This is a genomic window from Streptomyces sp. NBC_01017, assembly GCF_045162795.1.
Classification (GTDB): Bacteria; Actinomycetota; Actinomycetes; order Streptomycetales; family Streptomycetaceae; genus Streptomyces; species Streptomyces machairae.
On sequence record NZ_CP108683.1, the window covers coordinates 11,071,410 to 11,094,015 of the forward strand.

The window sequence follows — 22,606 nt, forward strand, 5'->3', positions numbered from 1 at the left end:
GTCAGCGCCGCCCTCGCCCTGTCGGCTTGGACCGGCGCCAGATGACGAGCACGCCGAGGGCCGCCGTTGCAGGAACAAGCCGCCACACGGCGCGGTCATCACGGGCCTGTGCTGTGTGGGTGGTTGTGGTGCCGCGCTCGCAGTAGTCCTTGGCCGGGCCCACGATCAGGTCGCACGGATCGTCGTGCCGGTCACCGGTCGCAGCGAACGCTGCTCCGGCCCGCGGCCACCATGCCTCGGGCAGGCTGACCATGAACGTCATGAGCACAAGCCCTGCCGCGACGGCGGTTCCTGTGATGATGCCGGCGGCCGCGGCGAGGCGCCGTGAGCGGCTGGAGGAGATGGCTGTCATCGAAGGTCCTTCGGATGGTCACCAACACCAGCACTAGCGAGCGGCGCGGACGCGGGCGTCGTGGTCCGGTGGCCCGGGGTGGTGGTGATGGACGAGGCGATGCGGGCAATGCGGGGGATGACGACCTTGATGCGGCCGGTGTTCTGCCGGGGCCCGGTGATCAGGAACTCGCCTTCGCGGCCCTTGCGGCCGACGGGGGACAGACCGGTGGTCACCAGCCGCAGCAGCTCGCCGTCGCTCGGGTCGAGGCCAACGAACTCCAGGCCGCGGCGGGCACGTTCGCGGTCGGCGGTGCGGGCGAGCGCGCGGTAGGCCATCAGGCCGCGGTCGGGGCCGAGTTCCTCGGCGTCGTGGGAGGCAGCAAGCAGTCCGGCGCCGTGCTTGCGGCCGTCGTGGAGGATTTCGTGGATCAGCGCGGTGCCCTCGGCGGACGAGGTCAGCCAGTACAGCTCGTCCGCTACCACGGCGGTGAACCGGTTCGGGTCCTCGAACGCGGTCTGCCGTGCGATCGCTGCGATGAGGTAGAGCACCGCACGGCCGATCAGTGCCTCCAACGGCTGCTGGTGCAGGACCTCCGGGTTGCCGAACGCGGCCTTCGGCGGCAGCTTCAGACCCGCCGTCGTGATCACGATCATGTCGGAGGTGCTGGAGGCATCCAGGTGCACCGGCGCCAGCGTGGGGTCGAACACCATCCGCGCCAGGGAGTTGGTGGCGACCACGCGGACGAGACCGGCGAGGGTGGCGGCCGCGTCTTGCCGCTTTCCCACTTCGCTCTTGGCCATCTCCTCGAGGACCTGAAGCACACAGTGCATGGACGGCTGCGGGCTGGCGGCGGCCTGTTCGACGGCGTGGTGGAGGACTTCGCCGTTCGTGCTCATCGGCCCGATCCCGAGCTGCAGGGTGAGATAGGACAGGGCGTAGTGGCGGCCTTCAGGTCCGTCGAACATGCGCAGCGGGTCGATGGAGACTTCGGCCTGGGCGGCGTCGATGATCTGGACGCGGCCCTTGGCTGCGGTGAGGGCGAAGGCGGCCCACTCGCGTACGGGGGTGCGGTCGATGCAGATGGCGCAGCCGCCGCGCGCCCAGACCGCTTCCGCGATGAGCTTCTGCAGCACGCTCTTTCCCGCGCCGAGATCGCCGACGATGCCCATGGAGGCGGAGGCGTCGACCTTGGGAGCGTCGGCCACGTTGATCATGACGGGGCGGGTGGTGCCGCTGTCCAGGTCGATGCCGAGGAACATGCCGTTCGGGTCGCCGACCTCCGAGGCGGTGAAGGCCCCGCCCAATGCCCAGTCTTCGGAGATCTGATGTTGGGTGAACTCCCGTACAACCCCGGGCCTTGTTGTGCCGGTCAGGCCGAGGGTGAACAGAGCCTCCTGGAGGCCGGCCGGGCGCACCGCGCGGTAGTCGGCGCCACCCAGCAGCGCGGCCAGGGCGCGGGCACGGGCGTCGCAGACGGCCGCGGTCTGCCCCCACACCGTCAGCACGGTCACCGACTGCACCTCGACCTCCACGCTGGTGCGGGACAGGCGGGCGTCCAGCTCGGCCAGATCGCGGGCGGCGTCGGTCAGGGAGGCAGGCATGCCGGTGGGGCGGGCGTCGTACTGGTCCGCCTGGTCGATCAACTCGTTCTTCTTACGCCGCACTTGATCGCGGGCCTTCTCCGCAGGCACCAGCGCAAGATCGACCGCGTAGTCGACGGGAAAGTCGAGCATCTCGAGCTGAGCAAACAGATCGGCGGCATCCTGACTGACCGCGGGCGGGCACTCGGCCAAAGCGAGCTGCGCCTGGTAGCCCACCCCGGCGTCGGATTCAACCTGCAGCCAGCGCCGCCCGAGCGGCGAGCCGCTGTTCACCCGCCACCACGCGTTGCGCCCGGACCGCGTGATCCGGCCGGAGCTCTTGAGCTCGTCGACGTCGTCCAGGCCGGGGTCGATACCGCCTTCCTGCAGGCGTACCTGGCCGAGGTCGGCGTAGCTGGGGGAGCGCAGCACCCCGCCCCGCACGTGCCCGCCGTACAGTTCGCTGGTTTCGGCTTCCGCCAGCAGTGGCTCTGCCAGGCCGCGGTGCAGGGCGTGCTGGATCATCCACACGATCTCCGCCGGGCGGGCCGGGCGCAACGCGATCCCGCCGGCGAGCGCGGCCTCCACCCGGGAGGCCTGCTCGCGGTAGGCGGCCACCTCCCGCTGCGCCACCGGCGCGGGCCGCATGCCCAGCACCGGGGACAGCTCCGCCCACGCCGCGCCGAGGGCGGCCGATACCTGCAGGCCGCCTGTCTCGGTCTGCAGCGGCACCGCCAGCCACAGGGTACGGCGGTGCATCTCCTGGTCGTCCAGCAGATCCAGGGTCGCCTCGACGTTCTCCACCCACGGGTGCCGGCCCGTGCCCGGTTCCGTGGCGGCCGGTTCGATGCCCTCGATCATCCTGAGGGCGACCTCGCCGGGATCAACCTGCGCGCACAGCCCGAACAGCCGCGGCGCCCCGGACAGAGAGCGCACCAAATGTGTGATCTTGGCGAGATGTTCGTCGCGGACCGCGGCGGGCACGACGGTGCCCTGAACGGTCTCCTCATGCTGCCCTTCCGTGTCCGGGCCCGGGTGCAGTCGGTAGACGGCCCACACGCTGCCGTGCGATGACCAGACCAGGTGCCCGCAGATGTGACGGACCGGAACTCTCACCGCGCACCCCCGCTTTGCTCGGCGAGAGCGAGGAGCTGCTGAACACCCGACACCGGCCCCACCGGCGCCGCGGGAGCAGCCGGCTCCTTGCGGTGCCATGTGGCCGAGCGGCTGGCGGCCGGATTCGGGTGCGGCGACCGGCCGATACGCGGCCGCAGCACAGGGGACGGTGTGGCTGCCAAAGCGGGGACGGGCGCGTCCTCGATCGTGAAGCCGCCGATCAGCGGCTGGGGAGCCCGGTCGCGGGCGGCACGTCCGCCGATGCGGCCTCCCTGGGGCTGCCACAGCAGCAGCGCCCAGCCCAGCGCCGCCTGCAGCGGGGCACGGCCGGCGATCTTCGGACGGCGGACCGCCCAGACCGCCAGCAGCCAGGCCGCGATCGGGATCGGCCCCAGCACCGACCACCAGTTGATCGTCTTGACCAGGAGGAAGCCGCCGCCGACGGCGACCGCGATCTGCGCAGGCGTGTACGGGCCGAGGGGGATCTTCCAGTCCGCGACCTTCCCCAGCACCCAGGGATGGCGACGGGCGGCGGTGTAGAAACGCCCCGTCCGGCCCGCGGCCGCCGCGCCGCTCACAGCCAGCCTCCGACGCCAGTGGAGTGCTCACGTACGGCGGGGTCAGAACTGTGCACCATGCCGGGGACAGCTGGCGCGCCCTTGGCAGGGTTCTTGACCTCGTCCTCGAACATGACCGCCAGGTCCTCGCGGGAGTTGTACAACCCCAACGCGATGATCATCAGCAGCAGGGCGCCGATTCCCGCCTTGAGGCTGAACTTCTGGATCATGATGACGACGACGAGCACAAGCAGACCGGCCTGCAGGCCCTTGGTCGCCCAGTCCCTGAGCATGTTGATCCAGCCATCTCCGAGGTCGTCCAGCTGACCGGCGAGGAACACGCTGTTCACCGTGGTCACCGCGCACCCCCGTCCAGGACCGTCCCGGACTCGAGCGCCGAGACTTCCCAGCGGCCCGAGCGGGCCGTGAGCGCGAGCTCGTAACCCAGCGGCCACCGCCCGCCGGTGTCCCGGGCTTCCACCTGAGCGAGGACACGGACCTTCGTGCCGTCGGCCGGCACCTGCTCCGCGGCCGCGGCCTCCTCGACGGCGGACACCTGCCGCACCGTGACCGCCGCGTACGGGGCGGGGGAGACAGGCGACAGGCTCACCTCGGGGGCGAGGTAGCGGTCCACCTCGCCGGCACCGCTCAGATACGCGGCAAGGAACTCCCCGACTGCAGCCGACAGATCACTCTCCGGGACACTCACGCTGTACGACGACTTCGGCACCTCGGCCCGATCCGGACCCGCCACCACGCCAGGTGCACCGGTCACGGCGAACGATGCGCCCGCGCTGTCGGCGGACACGGGCACGGCGTAGTACGCCACTGCGCCGTCGGCGTACTGCGCAGCCACCGTCACCGACCACGCGCCGTCTGCGCGCTGCGCGCTGCGCACCGCCGTCACCGACGCCGGCGTCGCCTGCGCATCCGCGGCCGGGTCGGGCAGTTCGACATCCGGAGCCATCGACTGCGCAACCCGCGACTGCGCACTCGTCGCATCGTCCGCACTGCTGCGCAGCCACGCGTGGACGAACAGCTGCGCATAGCCGGCCGGATCGGCGCCGGCCGCCGTGGTGCGCACGTCGGCGGTGGGCTTGGGCGGGGTGGCCGCCTCGACCGTGGTCGGGGCGGAGGCGAGGGCGACACCCAGAGCGATCGGGCCGGCCCCGATGACGGTCCAGACCGCCAGGCGCGACAGACGCACTCGGCGTCGCATCGCCTCCAGTCGGGCCCCTGCCGCCATCGGGGCAGCTGTCTTGCGCTCCGAGGCCTGCTTGCCAGGAGACATGGTCAAACTCCCAGGTCAGAACGAATGTTGCTGACCTTGAGAAAACCCGCGGGCCCCGACCGGACCACCGACCATGGACCCCCGACCACGGTCACGATGGGGACACGAAGTCCATGGTCGGGGTCATGGTCGGCCCGACCATGACCCCGACCATGGGGTAGCCGCGCGGGTGGGGGCGGCGCATCCTGGTCCGCCGGAAGTCCCCCACCAGTGACAGCTACGGGCCTACCGGCCGCCCGGCCGCCCGGCCGCCGGGCCCGCGCACCAGTGCGCAGACGGTTGCCACGGGCGACCGCGGCAGTGCCTGCGCAGTGCGGCAACCGGACCTGCGCACGAGAAGAGCGGCAAGCCTCGGGTGGACTGCGCAGTCGCATGGCGGCGATCGACTGCGCACGCTCCTCGACCGGTTGCGCAGACCCGTTGTGCACCGCCCGTCCGGTGATGCGCAATCGGGCGGCGCACCCTGCGCACGCCGGAGCTGAAGGCGCGTGGCCGGCCCGACCACGAGCCCGACCACGGTAGACAGAGGGCTGCGTTGCCGGATCGTGACCGATGGTGGGGCCTGGTGGCCGTCCTCCTGGTCGGGGTCGGCAAGTGAGCTGACGGCATGGAACACACGTACGCATCCACGCTCAGGACTACTGGCCGCCCCGCCTCGGCGAGCCCGGAGTGCCGCCGTGGCCACCGTACCCGCCTGGCGCCAGGGGCACGTTGGTGAGCGGGTTCGGGGCGGGGATCCGCCGGAGCGTGATGGCGGCTGATCAGTTCACCCAAGTCGCCAACGCCTTGTTCCGCGACTCCCAGCTGTCGTTTAAAGCGAAGGGGATCTTCGGATACGTCAGTACGCACCGAAACGGCTGGCAGGTGAAGATCGCCGATCTCGTCCACCTCGGTCCGGACGGACGGGAGGCGGTCCGTACCGGGCTGAGGGAGTTGGAGGCGCGCGGCTACCTGATCCGTGAGCGCCTGCGCCGGCCGGACGGCACCCTCGGCGAGATCGTCTACGGCATCTCGGACCGCCCGGCCACCCTGGACATCGCGGTGGGCGAGGCCGACTTGATGATCGCGGCCTCCGATGTCGGGCATGGCGGCGGTTTCGGGGCGGGGATCCGCCGGGGCGTGATGGCGGCCGACTCCTTCACCCAAGTCGCCAACGCGCTGTTCCGAACCACCGAACTGTCGTTCAAGGCCAAGGGGCTGTTCGGGCTGCTCTCCACACACAGGGAGGGCTGGCGGATGACCGTCACCGACATCGCCCGAAGCGGCCACGACGGAGAGTCAGCCGTCAAGAGCGGGCTGAAGGAACTTCAAAGACACGGCTTCCTCGTCCGGGAACGCGAGCGCGAGGTCGACGGAACCCTCGGCGCGGCCGCCTACTTCATCACCGACCTACCCGCTCTACAAAACAGCAGGTCGCAGCCAGGGTCGGGTTTTCCACCAGTGGATGAGCCTACGTTGGCTGATCGGCCCACTAAGAACAACAACCTAAAGAAGACCACTCAGCAGAACACCAGACCCGTCCGTCCGTGCCGCCGCAGCGAATCGCCGCGAGCCCCTGGACGGACCGGCCGGCCGGATACGCCGACGACTCCAACCCCTGCGCCCGAGGCCGATGAGATGCACCCCGGGATCCGGCTGCTGCTGTCGATCGGGACGGCCCACCCTGAACTCCTGCTGACAGGACAGGCGCTCACCGATCAAGGCCGTGTCGTGACCGTGATGCTGGAAGCCGGCTGGAGCGCCGAGCAACTGCGGCACGTCATCGCCGGCCGGCCCCTGCCGCATCCGGTGCGCACGACGGTCGGCGCGATCGTCGCCGCCCGCCTGCGCACCGCCCAGGCCTACGCGCCGCCCGCCGTCACGGCCGCCTACCCCAACGAGCCCGTGCCCGTGCCGGACGACTCGATGCCGTTGTCGACCACCCCCTCAAGCGGGCCTGCACGCACGGTCAGCGAGGCCCTGACCTACCGGGCCCACACCGAATGCGCCGGCTGCGGCGTCCCCACAACCGCCCCCGGCGAGGACCTCTGCCCGACCTGCCTCGGCTGGCCGCCATGCCGCACCTGCCCGGGACCGACACCCCGCCGCGCCCACCCAGACGGCGACGGCAGCTGCACCACGTGCGCCTCCACGTTCATCGACCACCTGGAAGGAAGCACCCCGTGACGCAAAAGCCCCGCACCACGCCGCCGACCGCGCACCACCAACGCCCCTTCACCCGCGACCCGGGCCGGTGGGAGAAGGAAAGCAGCCGCGCCCTGCGCGCCGGCCACGTCCGCAACGGCACGTGCTCGGCCGCGTGCCAGCCCGTGCTCGTGCACGAACGCACCTCGTGGGGCTGGCTCGCCTGGACCGTCCCCGGCGACGGCACGCCGCCCGAACTGCCTGTGCAGATCGGCGTCCTCGCCCCGGAGGCGACACGGACGCAGCGGCTGGCCGCGCGCTGGCTACTCAGGCGTCCCGCGCACCGCATCGCCCTGGCCCCCGCAAGCCGCGTATCTCTGAGGTTCACCACGACGGCCGTTGCGGCTATCGCCCTCGTCGCCGCCCTGTACGCACCGAGCCGCGGCATCCCCGTCGGCCTGGTACTGCTCGCCCCACTGCTCACCGAGCACCTGCCCGACCGGCTCGACGAGCGGGCGGGCGAGTACGTCCGCAGCGTCGAAGGTGATGCCGCTTGCCGGTACCTCCAGCGCCTGGCCGACCTGCACACCGGCCTTGTCGACGCTGCCGCCGGCAGCGACCGCTACGCACTGCTGCGCTCGGCCGAGATGGGCCACCACCTGCTGTGGGACGCCGCCGACCTGCTGCAGGCTTATGCCCAGGACACCCGCCTGGTCTCGGCGCAACTGATCGACCGGGAGCGGCTGATGGTCCAGCTCGCCAACCAAGTCGCCCGAGATCTCGAGCGCATCCGCGCCAGGCCGGCATCCGGCCAGGCCGGCCAACCTCACGGGGATGAAGGCGCGCTGGGTCCGCTTCCACCTGGCTTCGAGCGAGTGACGCCGTCGAGACCAGAGTCCGCCCACTGCACTTCACCGCTGAAGGGATCCCGAACCATGGCCAAGGCCCAGTCCGACGATTCAGTCCGCGCCACCGATGTATATCTGCTCTTCGCGCACGAGCTGTACTACCCGGGCGAGGACGCCCACGAGATCAACACCAGCGTGGTCGCCGCTGCCTCCCTTCTCCACCCCAAGGTGCACCAGCCCGACGGCGCCCGGATCCACGAGCGCCTCACCCAGGGACGCAGGCCGGGTGAGATTGTCCCGCTGGCCACCCTCACCCACGAACTGGACGGCGGTGCGCAGTGGCCGTACGTCGGGGACTGGGAGAAAGTCACCACCGACCTCGTCCGGCTCGTCCGCACCGCACAGTGCGACGCCCTCAGCCTCGGCCTGCCTGAAATCGCCCGCGCCCTCATCTGCACCGGCCCGAACAACCACGTGCGCACTCTCGACACCGCAGCCGGCCAGAGCCTCACCTACGGCCCGAAGGAACGCGCCGCTGTCCTTGCGGAGATCGACACCTATCTCGCTTGCCTCGTCGCGGAACAGGATCTGTGGCCAGGCGATGACCTGCTGCCTCCGCTCTTCCGCCACCCGTAGGGCTGTGTGGGAGCGGTTCGGAACGACCAGCTCGTCAGGAAGTCCCGCCATAGGAAGCCGTGAAGTCGGTCCGGAGCGCCGTCCCGCCGCTCGGTCGGGCCGTGTCTCCGGGGCCGTTCCGCGCCTGACGTGAGTCTCTTAACGCTGACGGGCACTCCAGCTCCGTGCTGGTGAGTACAGCGGCGGGCACCTCGGCACCTGCAGGATCACGTATGTCCCAGAGCGCCGAGCTACTTTTTGAAGTAGTGAAAAGCGCCTGCTTTGAGTAGCGCTCAGTGGAGTATGGTTGGGGCATGGCCACGGACACGGAACTCATCGCGCGGGCTGCGCTCGCCCACCTGCGAACCGTTGGCGCGGCCGAACCTGACCTCGCTCGGTCGCGTGTGGTCACCGGACCGACCGGCACGCGGTACGCCGCCCTGGCCAGCTCCTTGGGCGTCGTGCTCGTTGTCTACCGGTTCGATCCCTCCGGCGGTCAGCTCCGCGCCCTCAAGGGCGTCCCGGAACCCGTGCGAAGTGCCTACGCTGACCCGACACGGCAGCAGCCTGACCCGCCCCGCGAAGGGAAGCGTCACTCATGACCGCTCAGTCCGTACCCTCCGCACCCGGCCCCGGTCGTATCCCCCGCACGCAGGACGCCGTTGCCGCTGCCCTCTCGCCTGCACAACGCATGGAGTTCTACCGGCAGATGGGCGAAGCCACAGACGATACGATCGGTGCCGTCCTGCGCCGGTGGTGGACCCTGGTCCAGGTCGCATCCGACCCGGTCACCGCCCGCACCGCCGCCGCCGTCCAGGCCAAAACTGCACCCGGACGCGGAGCCGCCTCCGTCCTGCGCGAGCGGTAGGAGGGCCGTTGACCCGCGACGGCCCTCAGTATGATTACAGCGGCCCCGACGACGAAGACCCGCTTATCCTTTCCCCGGCCATGCATCAGGCCATCGGCGCCAAGGCGCCGGTTGGCCTCTTCAATGCCGTGAGCGTTGCCATGGCCGCACTGATCGAGGTGCTGGAACTCGGCATCATGCCGCCCGACGCGATGCCCATCCCTGGCGTCCCCGGCGCCTACCTGTACCCGTGCCGAACGACTTCGGCATGATCGAATACCACGACACCCAGACCCCAAGGGGCGACCGGCGTACTACCTCGCGCGCATCGTCAGCCCCGACGACTTCCTGAACGATCTCTGACCTTGCTCCTGGTGGAGCGGTGAGTCCTGACAGCTCTGACGGTGGCGTGGCCGGAGAACTGCACTTGGACCACCCTGGACCACATCGACGGCTTCGTTCAGGGTGTGCCACGCATGGTGGGACACCTGGTGCGGATGACACGTGGCGTCGGCCCGCCAGGGAGCTGCGGTGCTGGACCTGCAACTGGCCCTTGTCCTCATGGTTGTGCGTTTCAAACCGTCGCGTGCTTTCCAGAAGGGCAGTTGGAGCGGATGCCCCCTCCGACTGCCACGGGCCTGTTCTCCCGGGCCTTCGATCAGGGCGGGGGACCATGGTCATCGCGGAGAGTGATGAGGCCGGGGTGGTTGGTTATTGGCGTCCATGTCCGAGAGGGCGGAGCCCCAGGGTGGCAGGAGCCGCGGGTCAGCGGCGGCTGGCGGCGGCGAGTTCGGTTAGCCGGTTGCCGATCACTGAGACGCCGGGGCGGGGCTCGCGCTCGTAGAACTCCGCCTTTCGGCGTCGCAGCCAGGCTTCACCGTGCTCGGTCCAGGTGAAGGCGGGTTTGCGCAGGACCTTGCTGATCACGGTGTCGACGGTGTCGGGGTGGGCTTCGGCGAGGCGTTGGAAGGGCAGTGGGGAGATGGAGGTGTCGCGGACGTAGCTGCGTAGCTGGTCGGTGTGGCGGCGGCTGGAGGTGAGGGCGGGGTTGGCGTAGAGGGCGTCGAGCAGGCCGTAGTCGCGGTAGAGGTTCATGCCCTCGGTGGCGTCGTAGATGATGCCGACGGTGTCCGCTGCTTGGAGGTCCTCGGGGAGCTGGAAAGACAGGTGCGAGGGGAAGGGCTCGGCGGGGTCGTGGTTGCCCGTTGCGGTGCGGGTGGTCAGCCAGCGGTGCCGGTGGAAGGCGTCGAGCCGTTCCTGGGCTTCGGCTGGGGGCAGCACCACCTGGTCCGCGCCGAAGCAGGCGATGAACGCTTCCCGGTCCCGGTGCATCTGCTCCCAGCCCTGGGCGATCTTGTCCGGGTTGCGGAAGACGAGCGCAGGATGTTCCGCGGCTGTCTCCAGGGCGATCTGCGCGATCTGGGGGCCGTCGGCCTTGCGGTAGGACGCGATGCCGCCGGAGACGAGCCAGGCCCCCGGATACGGGGCGATGGGCACGAGCCGACCGATGACGAAACCGCCTTTGGACATGCCGCGGAAGACTTTGCGGCCCATGTTGGAGTAGGTCCGGTACTCCAGTTCGTCGATGAGGTTCAGCAGTACCAGCGCATCACCGTCCCTGGCCCGGATCTCGAACAGGCCCTCGACCACATCTCTCCAGCCCAGCAGCATCTTCCGCTCCACCGGGGACAGGTCCTTTCGGGCGTCCGCGTACCGCTCCACCGGGGTGCGTCCGTCGGGCAGACGGTGCTGCAGCGCGAACTGGTCGATCACGCTGATGGTGGTGCTCTCCTCCAGCGACCGGTCTGCTCCTGCCGCCTCCAGCAAGGCCGCGGTCAGTTTCCGGTCGAACCGCGGCCCTTGAACGTACTGGACCAGCCCCCGCTTCAGATCGGCGCTGCGTTCGATGAGCTCGCCGAGTGACAGCGGTCGGTCCTGGGCGGTCGGCAGTTGAGCCGAGTCGGTCACGCTGGTCCCTCCATGGTGCGTACTGTGAGTCACGATACCGACGCGGCGCGTACCGGTTGACCGATACTCGGAAAACGCGCCCCTGTCCCAGCCTGGCCGAGCCGCACCCGTTCTGAGTGGGCGCTTAGCGCCTGGGCAGTTGCATGGATGACAGTGCAAGCCGTCCTTGCTGATCGCGGCGAGGGGGGTGCGAGAGCCTCCCGGGCTTCTGTCTGTTCGGTGGAGAGGTGAAATCTCCGAGATGGACCGGTCCCAGCTGAAGAAGTGGGCAGAGCAAACGCATTCCTACGCACGCGGGAGCTGAAGTCGCGTGGAGGTGCGCGGCGCGGGGCAGCGCGGTCGTGGTCACTGAGGAGCGAACGCTGTGGAACGGCGTTGGGGAATAAACACGGCCGTAACCGTGCCGCCAACGACCGCGACGTTCCGGACTCGTTCTACTGAACCTGGGAGCAAGACGCCGGCCCCGGCACGGAGGCCCTGGGCGAGTTGAGCGGGGCGTGCGTGGGAGACCTCGGCGCGGGCTCAGCCCGGCACGCCGCGCACCTGGCGACCCGTCACCGGCCGGCCCAGGTCATCGCCGTGGACTCCTCACCCGCCCAGACCGAGATGGCCACCGACCTGTTCGGCCACCTGGCTCCGCGCCTTCGGATCGTCGACTCCGATGTGGTCGCCCACTTGCAGGCGTTGGACGGTACCTATGACGTCCTGTATTCGGTGTTCGGGGCGGTCGACTTCACCGATCCGCGGGAGCTGCTACCGGCAGCGGCCAGGCGCTGCGGCCCGGAGGCCGTCTGGTGTTCTCAACGCTGGCCTACTATCTGTCGGGGGAGCGCCAGCGCAGCCGGACGTGGTGGCCGGGAACGTCGGCGTGAGGACGCCGGACGGTGAACCGACCACGATGCCCCCGCTGGGTGTTGGAGGAGCAGGTGTGGGTGAAGCTCCTCGACCAGTCCGGGTTCACGGACATCGGTGTGGAGGTGTGGCCGGCTACGAGTGACGGGCCGCGCACGGCGGCCACGCTGCTGGTCGGGGCGCGACGCTCTGCGTGAGTGTCTACGGCCGCGGGTGCCTTCCGAACTCGTCAACCACGACCACGGCGGGTAGTCGGGACACGACTAGTAGACTGTCGTGGCTAATTCTTGGGATAAAGGTGGCGCAGTTTGATGCGTGCGTCATGGGTGGTGAACTGCCAGTCCACTTGGCGTTGGTGGGTGTTGGTGGCGTTCTGCCAGGCCGAGAGTTCGGTGTTGAGTGTGTCGAGGTCGCCGATCCGGCGGTCGAGGCATTGCCGGGTCAGCGCGGAGAGTTCGATCTCGGCGATGTTGAGCCAGGAGCCGTGTTTGGGTGTGTGGTGGATCTCGAGGCGCTGGGCCGGGGCGAAGGCCTCTTGTGGTTCGAATGCCTCGTACAGGGAGGCGATGGTGTGGGTGTTGAGGTTGTCCATCACCAGCACCACGGTCGCGGCGTCGGGGTGGTCCACGGTCAGTAGCTGCTTGACCTGGCCGGCCCAGTCGATCCGGGTCCGCCGGGTCAGTGCCTGAACTCGACGCCGTCCGCGCAGGGGTTCGGTCCATACGAAGACGGAGCAGGTGCCGCAGCGGATGTACTCGCTGTCCTGGCACGCGTCGCGGCCGGGCCGGGCCCGTGGGGGTCGCGGACATGGGTGAGGAGCTGGTAGGGCTTCTCGTCCATGCACACCACCGGACGCGCCGGGTCATAGGGCCGGGCATAGACGGCCAGTACGTCCTCCATGCGCGCCGCGAACTCGGCGTTCGCTCGGGGCGGGATGGTCCAGCACTTCTTCAGGTGAGGACGCAGTTCCGTTTTTTTAAGACCCGGCCGATGGTGGAGTGGTCCAGATCGGGGATGTCGTCGACGAGTGCCACGTGCTTCTCCAGTAGCCGCAAGGACCACCGCGCATGGCCCGGGGGCGGCTGGGAGCACGCCATCGCGATCAGTCGGGCTTCGACCTCGCCGGTCACCGGCGAGGGCACCGGCGGCAGGTCGCGTTTCTTCCGTGCGATCGTGGCGTGAACATCGCCACCGGTCTCGGTGAAGCGCTTGGCGACCAGCCGCAATGTCTCACCAGAGACACCGAGCCGGGTCGCGATCACCTCCTTGGAGTCCACCTCACCCACCGAGGTGTCCAGCGCGAGCAACACCCGCGCACGCATGATCATCGAGGCTCTGCGCACACCCGTCGTGGTCACCCGGACCAGCTCCTCGCGATCCCGCGCAGTCAACCTGACCGGATACTTCTTCTGCGAACCCATGACAACAACCCTGTCCGGTAAGGAGGAAAGACCCTGTCGTCACGAACATCCCAGCCAGAAACACCATAGCTAAGCAGCGACACGCTACTAGCGGCCGAGACTGCCGAGCCAGCGCCATCCCTGATCCCGCAGCGGCGTCCACTGTGCGGGTGCGGGGAGCGGACTGGATGGCCGGCGGATTCACCGCAGGTCGTGCCGCGTTCATTGACTTTCGAAGCCTGTGTTGAGAGAAAAGCCGAACCACTTCTCGTACCTGCTGCCGAGTGTGCTGAGGGGGCAGAATTCGGTCAACTCTCTGCTCGCCAAGACGGTTGCGCTCTTTGTCGCGTTTGCGATCTGGCGCTTCCCGGATTTCGGCGTGAAGATGCCCGCCGTACCGGCGAACGGGGGGCGGGATGGGGTTCGGGTGGGGCCTGCGTGAGCGGCCACGTGCGGCGGAGGACGTGGTCCAGGGGCCGGCGGTTCCGGTTCAACCAGCTCCTGCTGCCTCTGCTGAGGTGGATCCGACCGCGTCGGAGGTGACCGGGTTGCTGTGTCAGGCCGTTTACGCGCGGCCTGACCGGGTCAAGTCTGCCAAGGCGTGGTGGCAAAGGATCCGCGGCAAGGACAAGGCGCCGGACAAACCCCGCCGCAGCACGCGCAGGCGCATCTACCTGGAGGGCAGCGACGACTGCCCGCCCTTGGGCGAGGCTATGGCGCAGTGGGTTTTGGATCATGTCCTGCACGGGCCGCCCGTGCCCGTGCCGTCGTACGGATTCGACCTCATGCCGGTGGTCGCACACAGTCTGCGTGCACGGCGGCGAAGGTGGCTCCGGTGGGTTGGCCTGTTGCTCGTGGCCGCTGGCGTGACCTATGCGACACCCCGGGCTGCGGCTGTGTGGGGTGGGGTCTTCCTGGTGGCTTTGGTGATGCGGTGGGCTGCGCTGCGTGCGCACCGGAAGGCGAAGAGGTCATGGTTGGCGACCTCTCCTCGGTCGGCGTACCTCGTGCTGTGCGTGCCGTGGGTGCTCGCTGTGGTTCCCTTCCGGCCGGTCGACGGCGAGTTCATCTGAAGCTCCCCCCTTGACCTGGACAGCCTGATACTGGGACGGAAGGTCCCGGAGGAAGCAGTCAAGGTAGTGAGCAAGAAGAGCAACATGAGCAAGCGGTACACGGCCGAGTTCAAACGCGACGCTGTCGCGCTGGCGCTGTCGTCGGACAAGACGGTCACCGAGGTCGCCCGGGACCTGGGGGTGAGCCCGGAGGGTCTGCGTGGCTGGGTGAAGCAGGCCAAGGTCGACCGGGGCGAGGGGCCTGCCGGGACTCTGACCAGCGCCGAGCGGGAAGAACTCGCCCAGCTGCGGCGTAAGGTCCGCGAGCTGGAGAAGACGGTCGACATCCTGGGAAAAGCGACCGCCTTCTTCGCGCAGGACAAGATGAGGTAGACACCGCCACGCGGTGCCGCTTCATCGACGCGGAGAAGACATCGAACGACAATCACGCAGGTCACAGCGTTGCGCTGCTGTGCCGTGCGCTCGGAGTGCCGCGCTCTACCTACTACGCGCACCGGGCGGCCGAGTCAGCGCGCCGGGTCGCGCGGCGCGAGGAGGAACGCCTGGTGGACGAGATCCGAGTGCTCCACGCCGGATCGCGCGGCGCCTACGGGGCCCCGCGGATCCACGCCGCCCTGCGGCGGGCCGGGCGGGCGGTGAACCCGAAGAGGGTCGAGCGGCTGATGCGCAAGTACCGGATCGTCGGGATCACCCGCCGCCGGCGTCGGGGCCTGACCAGACAGGCCAGGCGGGCGGTGTTCACCGCCGACCTGATCGGCCGGGACTTCACCGCCCCCCGTCCCGGGATGCGGCTGGTCGGTGACATGACCGAACTCGTCACACTGGAAGGGAAGTTGTATCTGGCGACCTGCATCGATCTCGCGACGCGGGAGGTGATCGGCTGGGCGATGGCCGACCACCACCGTGCCGAGCTGCCGGTCGTCGCCCTGCGGATGGCGGCCGGACGCGGCGGTCTGGAGGACGGCTGCATCATGCACACCGACCGCGGCAGCGAATACACGAGTGATGAATTCCGCACCGAGATACGCAAGTTGCGCATGCGACAGTCGATGGGACGTGTCGGCTCTTGTTACGATAACGCTGCTGCGGAAAGCTGGTTCGCCGTCCTCAAAGCGGAGATCGGAACCACCGTCTGGGAGACCCGCGAGGCCGCCCGGGCCGACGTCTTCCGCTACATCGAGATCGAGTACAACCGCAGCCGACTTCGCAGACACCCCGAGTACGGGTACGTCACCCCACTCGAAACGAGAACCTTGCTCAGGCAAGACCTCACCCCCGCAGCGTAAACACCCGCTGTCCAGGACCCGGGGGGAACTTCAATCGGCCTCCGGGTTGGTCTTCTGCTGTTGCCCTTCGCGTTGTTGGCCGGTGTCGCGCTGGTGTGTGCCGGGGACCGGCTCGTGGCCCGGGCTGCCCTTGGCGGGATCATGCGCGAAGGAGTCGCGCCCGGCCGGTCGCCTTGGGCGGCCGCGAAGGGCGGGCGCCGGATGGCACAGATCGGCCGGGAACAGACATGGCAGGAGCTGCCGTACGACCATCCGGAGCGTTTTGTCGGAGCCGGGCGCGACGTATGGGGTGCCGCAGACATCGGTATCCCGCTCAAGCCCAGAGACCCAGAGGAGTCGGTCAAGCCGTTCGGTGAATGGGAACTGCTGCGCAGAATAGGCGCCGCTCTCCGAGAACTGGGGCGCGGAGCGAGGGAGATCACCGATCCGCTGCCCGGGTTCTCGGTCACAGAGGTGCAGGCTCTGCCGGCAGCGCTGTGGCTCCAACGCACTCGCGCGGCCAAGCTGGAAGTACCCGACCTGCGGGGACGGGGGCGCCGGTCCCCGTCCAGCATGCCGGACCGGCTGTACTTGCGCGCGCAGTGCGTCAGCTGGGACGGACAGGTCGTGGTCAGCGTGTTCGTGCACGCTGCGCTGGAAGCCGGAGAACTGCGGCTGACCATCCGGCCACAGGTGATCACGCCGGTGTACAACGAGCTGCGGGTCGCTGGCACGCCGGTCGCCAAGCGTGGGCCCCGTCTACTCGGCTGGCTCGTGGCCCAATCGATACTGGACGCGGTCGCGGGGCCGGTCACGCTGTGGCGGTACGTGACGCGGCTCGGGCTCGGTGGACAGCGTGCGGAGGCCAGGGCCGAGGAGAAGGACCCGGTCAGCCTGCGTGATCGGTACTCATCCGAGGAAGTCATCGACATGCACCAGAGCGATGATGCCAAGCGGCACGTCGTGCTGATGCAGACCTGCATCTTCCGGACCGTCTCCGAGTACCTCGAAGAAGTGGGCGTCGACACCGCCCCGTATGAGCGCCAGGTCGCCGCGGTCATCACCAACATTCAGGTCTACGGCGACAACAACGCGCCCATCCAGAACGTCGCGGGCAGCGACATCCGCGGGGTGGGCCAGAGTAACGGCACCCAGGGAGGCAAGTGATGATCTTCGAGCGCGGTCGCCGCGAAGAGGAGCAGGGGCGAGGTTCGGGCATCAGTATCGGTGGCAGTAACAACGCCCCCAACCAGAACGTCGTGGGGCAGAACATTTCCAACGTGTACCAGTCCGCGTCCGTCCAGGGCGCCGTCGACATTGAGATCGTACGTGGCCTCCTCACCTCCTTCCGCACCGACGTGGAGCAGAACGAGACAGGTCTAGCCAACGCGGCAGTGCTGCTGGCCATGACGGATTCCGTCGACACCTCGCTGGGCGCGACTGACCCTCAGGCGCAGGCTGGTGCCTTGAGGGGAGTCGCCCAAGCCCTGCCCGCCTTGGTGGCCGGCACCGCGGTTCAACAGGGCGGGCAGGCGCTTGCCAACGCCCTTTCGTCATGGGTGAGTTGAAAGGAGCCGCTCCCTCGCGGCCACTGGGATCCGGGATGAACCGTTCCGGCTGCCGACGTCAACGCGCAGATAAGACGCCGGGACGCCCGGCGCAGGTAGGCGTGCAAGGCCGGGGCTTGGACCGCTGTGGTTGGGATGGTGCGAGCTCCCCGCACCCGCGGGGATGTTCCCCCGCAGGTCCGCCATGCGTTCCGAGCCGGGACACGGTCTTCTCGGCGATGGCGATGGTGCCTGTGGGCGAACTTATACCAGCGCCTCTTTCAAGCAGCGCTGAACGGCGACGTCGACGGCGTGAGCCTGGCTGTCGGGGTCGACGAGCTTGCGGTAGCGGGGGTCGTAGTCGTGGCTGGTGTCGACGGGTACTTCCTCGTCGAGCACGGTGGCGAACAGCAGGTCGTACTACGGCAGTTGTGTGGCGGCGAGTGCCAGCAGGCGTTCACGCTCCAGTCGGGGGACGGTTTCCCCGCGGCACTCCAGCGCGGCGTGCCAGTAGGCGAGCGCGTCGTAGGAGGCACGGTCGGCGAGGACGACTTCGGCGCCCAGGGTGACGGCGCTGATCTCGTTGGCGATGCCTTGCGTGATGATCCACTCGGTGGACCGCTCCGTGTGGCTGCATCTTCGGCAGCCCGGCCTCCGCCGCCCGCTTGCCGAGCCGACCGTGTGGGCCACGGTAAGGCCGTGCCCGCGCAGCTCCATCTCGATGCGCTTGACCAGCGTCGTCTTGCCGGTGGAGTGCGTGCCGAGCACGCCGATCCGGATGGGCTGTGAATGGGTCACCACAGGGTCGGGTCCTTTTCTGGGTCGGGGGCGCCGGGCAGGCCGGGCGGCACGGCCGCTGCGACCAGTTGGCCCCAGGTCTCGTAACGGGAGGCCATGGCGATGAGGAGCTGTGCCGTGGCGAAGGCGTCGAACGTGGCCCGATGCCGCTGCGCGGGGGCCTCGCTCAGGTCGGGCCTCACGTGCTCGATGAGAGCGTCCAAGCTGTACCTGTCCAGGTCCGGATAGGTGGCCTTGGCGAGCCGGAGAGTGTCCAGCACGCCGACGGGCTGCCAGCTCGGGAGGTGCGCGCTCAGCACGCGGTAGTCGGTATGGGCGCTGTGCGCGCAGATCCATGCCGTGCCCATGAAGGTATGCACCTGGCCCGCGATCTCCGCCCACGCTGGCTTGTCTGCCAAGTCAGATGGCGTCCCTTGTTGTGGTGTAGCCGATCAATGTGAGGGTGTGCGCCTGGGGGCGTACGGCCGCCTGGATTGCGCTCCCTGCCTGGCAGACGGCCACCATGCAATTCTCCCTGGTAGAAGGCCAATTCGACCAGGAGGTGCATGGTGGCCCTGTCCCAGCATGACTTACTTCGGCTGCTGGAGTCACTGCGTTCGGCGGACGGGCTCGAACTCGTCCGTTCCGTGGCCGAGCGGATGCTGCAGGAGCTGATCGAGGCCGAGGCGACGTCGAGGATCGGTGCGCAGTGGAACGAGCAGACCGAGACACGCACCGCGCTGCGCAATGGGCACCGCGACAAGACGCTGACCACGCAGGCCGGTGACCTGGACCTGGCGATACCTAAGCTACGCGCGGGCAGCTTCTTCCCGAGCCTGCTGGAACGACGCCGCCGCATCGACCAGGCCCTCTTCGCGGTCATCATGGAGGCGTACGTTCACGGCGTGTCCACACGATCGGTCGACGAGCTGGTCAAGGCGCTTGGTGCGGACAGCGGGATCTCCAAGAGCGAGGTCTCCCGGATCTGCTCCGACCTGGACATTCAGCTGACGGCGTTCCGTGGCCGGCCCCTGGACCACGTCCGCTTCCCCTACATCTACCTGGACGCCACCTACTGCAAGGCGCGGGTCGCCCACCAGATCGTCTCGCGTGCCGTGGTGATCGCCACCGGCATCACCGAGGACGGCGGCCGCGAGGTACTGGGCGTGATGGTCGGCGACAGCGAGACCGAAGTGTTCTGGACCCAGTTCCTGCGTTCCTTGCGTGAACGCGGCCTGGGCGGTGTCCGGCTCGTGCTCGGTGACCACCACGCGGGCCTGGTCAAGGCGATCCGCAAGGTCATGCTCGGCGCGGCCTACCAGCGCTGCCGGGTCCATTTCCTGCGCAACGTGTTCAGCGTGATCAGCAAGGACTCAGCGGAGATGGTTGCTGCGACCATTCGCACCATCTTCGCCCAGCCCACCGCCGATGCGGTCCGCACCCAGCTGGACACCGTCGCCGACATGCTCGGCACACAGTTCCCCAAGGTCAAGGAGATGCTGCTGGAGGCGAAGAGCGACCTGACCGCCTTCGCCGTATTCCCCGAACGACATTGGAAGAAGATCCAGTCCACCAACCCGCTGGAGCGGATCAACCGCGAAATCAAACGCCGCACCGACGTCGTCCAGGTCTTCCCGAACGACGACGCACTCCTGCGACTGGTCACCGCCGTGCTCTTCGAACTCCACGACGAATGGATCGCCTTCCCCCGCCGCTACCTGCCCGAGGGAAGCATGGACACGATCTACCCCGCCGAGCGCCCCGAAAGCGCCCCGCACTACCCAACACCACCAACACGACCACCGGATGATCGGCTACACCACAAGAAGGGACACGACCCCAAGTCATCGTTGGACAGGCCGTGCACCCGGGTCGCGAAGGAGGTGACCGGGCGGTTCGGGCGCGTCAGCCACGCCTTCGCGGTGCTCTTGTCGGGGTGGCCGTCCCTGATGGGCAGTGCGGCCACCTCGACGAGGTCGGGCGGAGCGGTTCCGTTGCCTTCGACGTCGACGACGAGCAGCGCAGGCCAGGTGCTGAAGTTCATGCGGGGTCGGGTCCGTTCTCCGCCTCCCAGCCGATCCGGGCTCGGCCGTGCTGGCGGTAGTGGTGGGGCTTGGCGCGGTCGTGGCACTGGTAGCCGAACCCGTGCTGCAGGTAGTAGCGGGGCGGCTCGTCCAGTCCCTTAACGACGATGGCACGGTCGTTCACCTCAACATCGCCGACCGCCCCGAGGGCGCGCCTCGCGCTCGACGACCGTCAAGTCCGGCTTCACCCAGGCTTTTCTTACAAGGACATCCCCGCAGGACGGGGAGCAGGAAGGGGGGCAAGGTTTCACGACGGCCGGTCACGTGTGGAGGGCCCGTCGCGGATCACTGCTGGGTTGGCCTGAGTGATCACTCTGTTCACAGTGCGGAGCGTGGCCGGGCGGTCAGTTGTGACACCTTCTGTTCAAGATCGCTCTGCTTCGTTCGTGTGATCCCGCTCCGGGTGGCGAGGCTCCGGCGTATCGTGCGGTCACTCATACGCAAGGCCGCCGCGAGTTGGGCACTCAGTTCCCCAGGAAGCTCCCCCGCTTCGAGTGCGCAGTCGCGCAGAAGGGCATAGCAGTCTTCTGCCTCTCGGTCGGTGGCGAGTGCCGTGAAGAGCGGGTGTGCCAGGGTTTCTCGGGCGGCGTAGCCGTCGGCGGTTTTCATCGTCCGACGGTGCAGTTCTGCAGCCACCAGGCGCGCCGCTGGGTCTTCGGCTGAATCGATCAGCTCCAACGCCGTGAGTCCGAGCCGCGTGTTGAAGACGGCCATGCCGTCCGGGTCCAGGCGTTCGAGGTAGGCGGCCACCAGGTCCTGGAGCGCGCGCCGCCAGGGACGCCCCGATATGCGCTGGCATAGGACGGTCAGGCAGTGCGTGACAGCCTTCTCCCATGACTCTCCGGGCACTGTATGTGCCAGGAGGCTGCTGGCGTGGAGGGTGTTTCCGCTTGTGAGTGCGGCGAGGACGGCAACTTGGCGGCCGTCGAGCATGCGCTGTCCGACACCGTGGTGCATTTCGGCGTGGGCGAGCGCTTCGGCCCACCGGCCAGCACTGGTCAGGGCGCGTGTGCCGTCGGCGAGGAGGACGCTCCACAGCCAGGCGCGGACCTCGTGGCGGTCTTCGGCCGTCTTGGTGAGGCCGGCCGGTATGGAGATGTCCTCGACGTGAGTGGGGGAGTCGGTACTGACCGCGTCGAACAATGTCAGGAGGAGTTGATGACCCTCGTGGGCCTGGCCGGCGCGGATGTGTAGGCGCGCGAGGTTAACGGCCGGTTCAAGTGCGCGGATCGCGGCCCTGCCGGTTAAGGGGGCGGCCTGTAGGTAGGCGGCGGCGTGCTGGTGGCACATGGCGCGGGCGGTGTCCGGCTCTCCGGCATCGGAGGCTATCAATGCGGCCTGGTTGTAGACCACGGAGGCCATGGTCGAGTCGTTCCGCCTTGCTGCGATGTCGGCGGCTTCGGCCAGGTCACGTACTCGTTGGTGCAGGGAGCGGCAGGCCGGACGAGGACGAGCAACGAGGGGGAAGCGCTGGGCAACGGAGTCAGGGAGTTTCCACACGGTCTGTGGCGCTCCTCTCGGCGGTGGGGTCGGGGCCGAAGATGACGGACTTGGTGGCGGCCACGAGGGTGGCCTGCGTGGCGTAGGGCAGGCCGATCCGGTTCCAGGCGAAGAGCACGTGATGGGCCAGGACGTCACGCAGGCCGCGGCGCAGCTGCCCCGAGTTGGCGAGGTGGGCCAGTTCTTTTCCGGCGTCTGTATAGGCGCTTGCCCATTCGGCGGCGTGGGCCAGCGGTCCACCCGCGCGCGTCATGTCCTCTCCGTTCACGGAGAGCAGTCGGTGCACGGCGCGGTGCAGGCGGTGTTGGTTGGCTTGTCCGGTATCGGCGGGCAGTGCGCGGTGCGCGCCGACGCGTGCCCAGACGTCGCCCTGCTCGTACCAGTCCAGTCCGGCGGAACGCATCATGAGGCTGCACAGCATCAGGGAGGTCTCGCGTCGATGTTCGCCGGCGTCGCTCCGGAGAAAATCGACGAGGCACCGGCTGTCGCGGTGGAAGAGACGGTGGGCGGACGCCATGGCTTCGGCTCCGCCGAAGGCGTGGACCTCGGGTTCGTAGATGCTCTCCGTCCACGCTGTGATGTCCCCCTCGGCGATCAGCACGCCAAGGCCCTGGCCGATGCGGTCCAGCCCGCCGGCAGCGGACGCGTAGCGCACGCGCCAACAGGGGCGCTTACGGATGATGAACCACGAGGTGAGGGCGCCTTCGTCCTCGGCCGTGAGCAGGAGCGGGGCGAGTCGGGCCAAGGCTATGGTCTCGGCGCGTTCCCAGTTTGGGAACGCCACGTTGGCCTGGCACCAGGTCGATGAGTTCATGAGGCGGGTCTCCG

Annotated in this window: 21 protein-coding genes and 3 pseudogenes; 11 read left to right on the forward strand and 13 right to left on the reverse strand. The window is 68.7% G+C overall.

Annotated features, from left to right (window positions below):
* Position 1: 1 nt before the first annotated feature.
* The 5 genes from OG331_RS50755 to OG331_RS50775 are packed head-to-tail and all read right to left on the reverse strand — an operon-like array spanning position 2 to position 4,878.
* On the reverse strand, positions 2-352 hold the full coding sequence (locus OG331_RS50755; protein ID WP_406190905.1) for a hypothetical protein: 351 nt from the start codon (positions 350-352) through the stop codon (positions 2-4).
* Positions 349-3,030, reverse strand: coding sequence for an ATP-binding protein (locus OG331_RS50760; protein ID WP_406190903.1), 2,682 nt, complete (start codon positions 3,028-3,030; stop codon positions 349-351). The genes OG331_RS50755 and OG331_RS50760 overlap by 4 nt, the downstream gene beginning before the upstream one ends.
* Positions 3,027-3,608 carry a hypothetical protein gene (locus OG331_RS50765; protein ID WP_406190900.1) on the reverse strand — a complete coding sequence of 194 codons (582 nt, stop codon included), beginning with the start codon at positions 3,606-3,608 and terminating at the stop codon, positions 3,027-3,029. The genes OG331_RS50760 and OG331_RS50765 overlap by 4 nt, the downstream gene beginning before the upstream one ends.
* A complete protein-coding gene (locus OG331_RS50770; protein ID WP_406190897.1) occupies positions 3,605-3,946 on the reverse strand; it encodes a hypothetical protein in 342 nt (113 codons plus the stop codon). Before OG331_RS50770 ends, OG331_RS50765 begins: the two co-directional genes overlap by 4 nt.
* Positions 3,943-4,878 carry a conjugal transfer protein gene (locus OG331_RS50775; protein ID WP_406190893.1) on the reverse strand — a complete coding sequence of 312 codons (936 nt, stop codon included), beginning with the start codon at positions 4,876-4,878 and terminating at the stop codon, positions 3,943-3,945. The genes OG331_RS50770 and OG331_RS50775 overlap by 4 nt, the downstream gene beginning before the upstream one ends.
* Positions 4,879-5,628: 750 nt before the next feature.
* Between OG331_RS50775 and OG331_RS50780 the strand changes: the two genes are divergently transcribed.
* From OG331_RS50780 to OG331_RS50795, 4 genes are all read left to right on the forward strand, one after another.
* Positions 5,629-7,044 carry a hypothetical protein gene (locus OG331_RS50780; protein WP_406190890.1) on the forward strand — a complete coding sequence of 472 codons (1,416 nt, stop codon included), beginning with the start codon at positions 5,629-5,631 and terminating at the stop codon, positions 7,042-7,044.
* Complete coding sequence (locus tag OG331_RS50785; RefSeq protein ID WP_406190888.1) at positions 7,041-8,486, forward strand: hypothetical protein; 1,446 nt, start codon at positions 7,041-7,043, stop codon at positions 8,484-8,486. Before OG331_RS50780 ends, OG331_RS50785 begins: the two co-directional genes overlap by 4 nt.
* 577 nt (positions 8,487-9,063) lie before the next feature.
* Positions 9,064-9,333 carry a hypothetical protein gene (locus tag OG331_RS50790; protein ID WP_406190885.1) on the forward strand — a complete coding sequence of 90 codons (270 nt, stop codon included), beginning with the start codon at positions 9,064-9,066 and terminating at the stop codon, positions 9,331-9,333.
* 8 nt (positions 9,334-9,341) lie between these two features.
* Positions 9,342-9,584 (forward strand): hypothetical protein, encoded by a 243-nt coding sequence (locus OG331_RS50795; RefSeq protein WP_406190881.1) that lies wholly within the window; start codon positions 9,342-9,344, stop codon positions 9,582-9,584.
* 493 nt (positions 9,585-10,077) lie between these two features.
* On the opposite strand, the gene OG331_RS50800 is transcribed toward OG331_RS50795, so the two are convergent.
* Positions 10,078-11,280, reverse strand: a complete 1,203-nt coding sequence (locus tag OG331_RS50800) for a hypothetical protein (protein WP_406190878.1) — start codon at positions 11,278-11,280, stop codon at positions 10,078-10,080.
* 375 nt (positions 11,281-11,655) lie between these two features.
* Between OG331_RS50800 and OG331_RS50805 the strand changes: the two are divergent.
* Positions 11,656-12,329: pseudogene (locus tag OG331_RS50805) on the forward strand (class I SAM-dependent methyltransferase).
* A gap of 83 nt (positions 12,330-12,412) precedes the next feature.
* On the opposite strand, the gene OG331_RS50810 reads toward OG331_RS50805, so the two are convergent.
* Complete coding sequence (locus OG331_RS50810) at positions 12,413-12,976, reverse strand: transposase (RefSeq protein ID WP_406190874.1); 564 nt, start codon at positions 12,974-12,976, stop codon at positions 12,413-12,415.
* Positions 12,977-13,082: 106 nt separating this feature from the next.
* Positions 13,083-13,553, reverse strand: a complete 471-nt coding sequence (locus OG331_RS50815; protein ID WP_406190871.1) for a helix-turn-helix domain-containing protein — start codon at positions 13,551-13,553, stop codon at positions 13,083-13,085.
* Positions 13,554-14,071: 518 nt separating this feature from the next.
* On the opposite strand from OG331_RS50815, the gene OG331_RS50820 reads away from it, so the two are divergent.
* The 5 genes and pseudogenes from OG331_RS50820 to OG331_RS50840 all read left to right on the forward strand — a co-directional run bounded on the left by OG331_RS50820 (position 14,072) and on the right by OG331_RS50840 (position 17,438).
* A complete protein-coding gene (locus OG331_RS50820; RefSeq protein WP_406190868.1) occupies positions 14,072-14,605 on the forward strand; it encodes a hypothetical protein in 534 nt (177 codons plus the stop codon).
* Positions 14,606-14,689: 84 nt separating this feature from the next.
* Entirely contained in the window at positions 14,690-14,977 is a 288-nt protein-coding gene (locus tag OG331_RS50825; protein WP_030596003.1) for a transposase, read from the forward strand.
* Positions 14,978-14,988: 11 nt separating this feature from the next.
* Positions 14,989-15,891 (forward strand): annotated as a pseudogene (locus OG331_RS50830) (IS3 family transposase); the annotation flags it as partial.
* A gap of 201 nt (positions 15,892-16,092) precedes the next feature.
* Complete coding sequence (locus OG331_RS50835) at positions 16,093-17,037, forward strand: hypothetical protein (RefSeq protein WP_406190864.1); 945 nt, start codon at positions 16,093-16,095, stop codon at positions 17,035-17,037.
* The gene (locus OG331_RS50840; RefSeq protein ID WP_406190860.1) at positions 17,037-17,438 is read left to right on the forward strand and encodes a hypothetical protein; all 402 of its coding nucleotides are present in this window, start codon (positions 17,037-17,039) and stop codon (positions 17,436-17,438) included. Before OG331_RS50835 ends, OG331_RS50840 begins: the two co-directional genes overlap by 1 nt.
* Positions 17,439-17,681: 243 nt before the next feature.
* Here the strand turns inward: OG331_RS50840 and OG331_RS50845 are convergent, their stop codons facing one another.
* The 3 genes from OG331_RS50845 to OG331_RS50855 are packed head-to-tail and all read right to left on the reverse strand — an operon-like array spanning position 17,682 to position 18,613.
* Positions 17,682-17,816, reverse strand: coding sequence for a hypothetical protein (locus tag OG331_RS50845; protein WP_406190857.1), 135 nt, complete (start codon positions 17,814-17,816; stop codon positions 17,682-17,684).
* A gap of 21 nt (positions 17,817-17,837) precedes the next feature.
* A complete protein-coding gene (locus OG331_RS50850; RefSeq protein WP_406190854.1) occupies positions 17,838-18,215 on the reverse strand; it encodes an AAA family ATPase in 378 nt (125 codons plus the stop codon).
* Positions 18,212-18,613: a PolC-type DNA polymerase III gene (locus OG331_RS50855; protein WP_406190851.1), complete on the reverse strand. Its 402-nt coding sequence runs from the start codon at positions 18,611-18,613 to the stop codon at positions 18,212-18,214. The genes OG331_RS50850 and OG331_RS50855 overlap by 4 nt, the downstream gene beginning before the upstream one ends.
* Positions 18,614-18,760: 147 nt before the next feature.
* On the opposite strand from OG331_RS50855, the pseudogene OG331_RS50860 reads away from it, so the two are divergent.
* A pseudogene (locus tag OG331_RS50860) lies at positions 18,761-19,966 on the forward strand (IS256 family transposase); the annotation flags it as partial.
* Positions 19,967-20,596: 630 nt separating this feature from the next.
* Here OG331_RS50860 and OG331_RS50865 read toward each other — a convergent pair.
* Both OG331_RS50865 and OG331_RS50870 read right to left on the reverse strand, forming a co-directional pair.
* Positions 20,597-21,640: a hypothetical protein gene (locus tag OG331_RS50865; RefSeq protein ID WP_406190848.1), complete on the reverse strand. Its 1,044-nt coding sequence runs from the start codon at positions 21,638-21,640 to the stop codon at positions 20,597-20,599.
* Positions 21,641-21,761: 121 nt separating this feature from the next.
* Positions 21,762-22,592 (reverse strand): thiopeptide-type bacteriocin biosynthesis protein, encoded by an 831-nt coding sequence (locus OG331_RS50870; RefSeq protein ID WP_406190845.1) that lies wholly within the window; start codon positions 22,590-22,592, stop codon positions 21,762-21,764.
* Between the last annotated feature and the right edge of the window lie 14 nt (positions 22,593-22,606).

Excerpts from the sequence above, each read along its gene's own strand:
- OG331_RS50865 (WP_406190848.1), bottom strand. The coding sequence starts at position 21,640 with ATGGCCTCCGTGGTCTACAACCAGGCCGCATTGATAGCCTCCGATGCC.
- OG331_RS50815 (WP_406190871.1), bottom strand. The coding sequence starts at position 13,553 with ATGGGTTCGCAGAAGAAGTATCCGGTCAGGTTGACTGCGCGGGATCGC.
- OG331_RS50775 (WP_406190893.1), bottom strand. The coding sequence starts at position 4,878 with ATGTCTCCTGGCAAGCAGGCCTCGGAGCGCAAGACAGCTGCCCCGATG.
- OG331_RS50790 (WP_406190885.1), top strand. The coding sequence starts at position 9,064 with ATGACCGCTCAGTCCGTACCCTCCGCACCCGGCCCCGGTCGTATCCCC.
- OG331_RS50835 (WP_406190864.1), top strand. The coding sequence starts at position 16,093 with ATGGCACAGATCGGCCGGGAACAGACATGGCAGGAGCTGCCGTACGAC.
- OG331_RS50870 (WP_406190845.1), bottom strand. The coding sequence starts at position 22,592 with ATGAACTCATCGACCTGGTGCCAGGCCAACGTGGCGTTCCCAAACTGG.
- OG331_RS50755 (WP_406190905.1), bottom strand. The coding sequence starts at position 352 with ATGACAGCCATCTCCTCCAGCCGCTCACGGCGCCTCGCCGCGGCCGCC.
- OG331_RS50780 (WP_406190890.1), top strand. The coding sequence starts at position 5,629 with ATGGCGGCTGATCAGTTCACCCAAGTCGCCAACGCCTTGTTCCGCGAC.
- OG331_RS50840 (WP_406190860.1), top strand. The coding sequence starts at position 17,037 with ATGATCTTCGAGCGCGGTCGCCGCGAAGAGGAGCAGGGGCGAGGTTCG.
- OG331_RS50825 (WP_030596003.1), top strand. The coding sequence starts at position 14,690 with ATGAGCAAGCGGTACACGGCCGAGTTCAAACGCGACGCTGTCGCGCTG.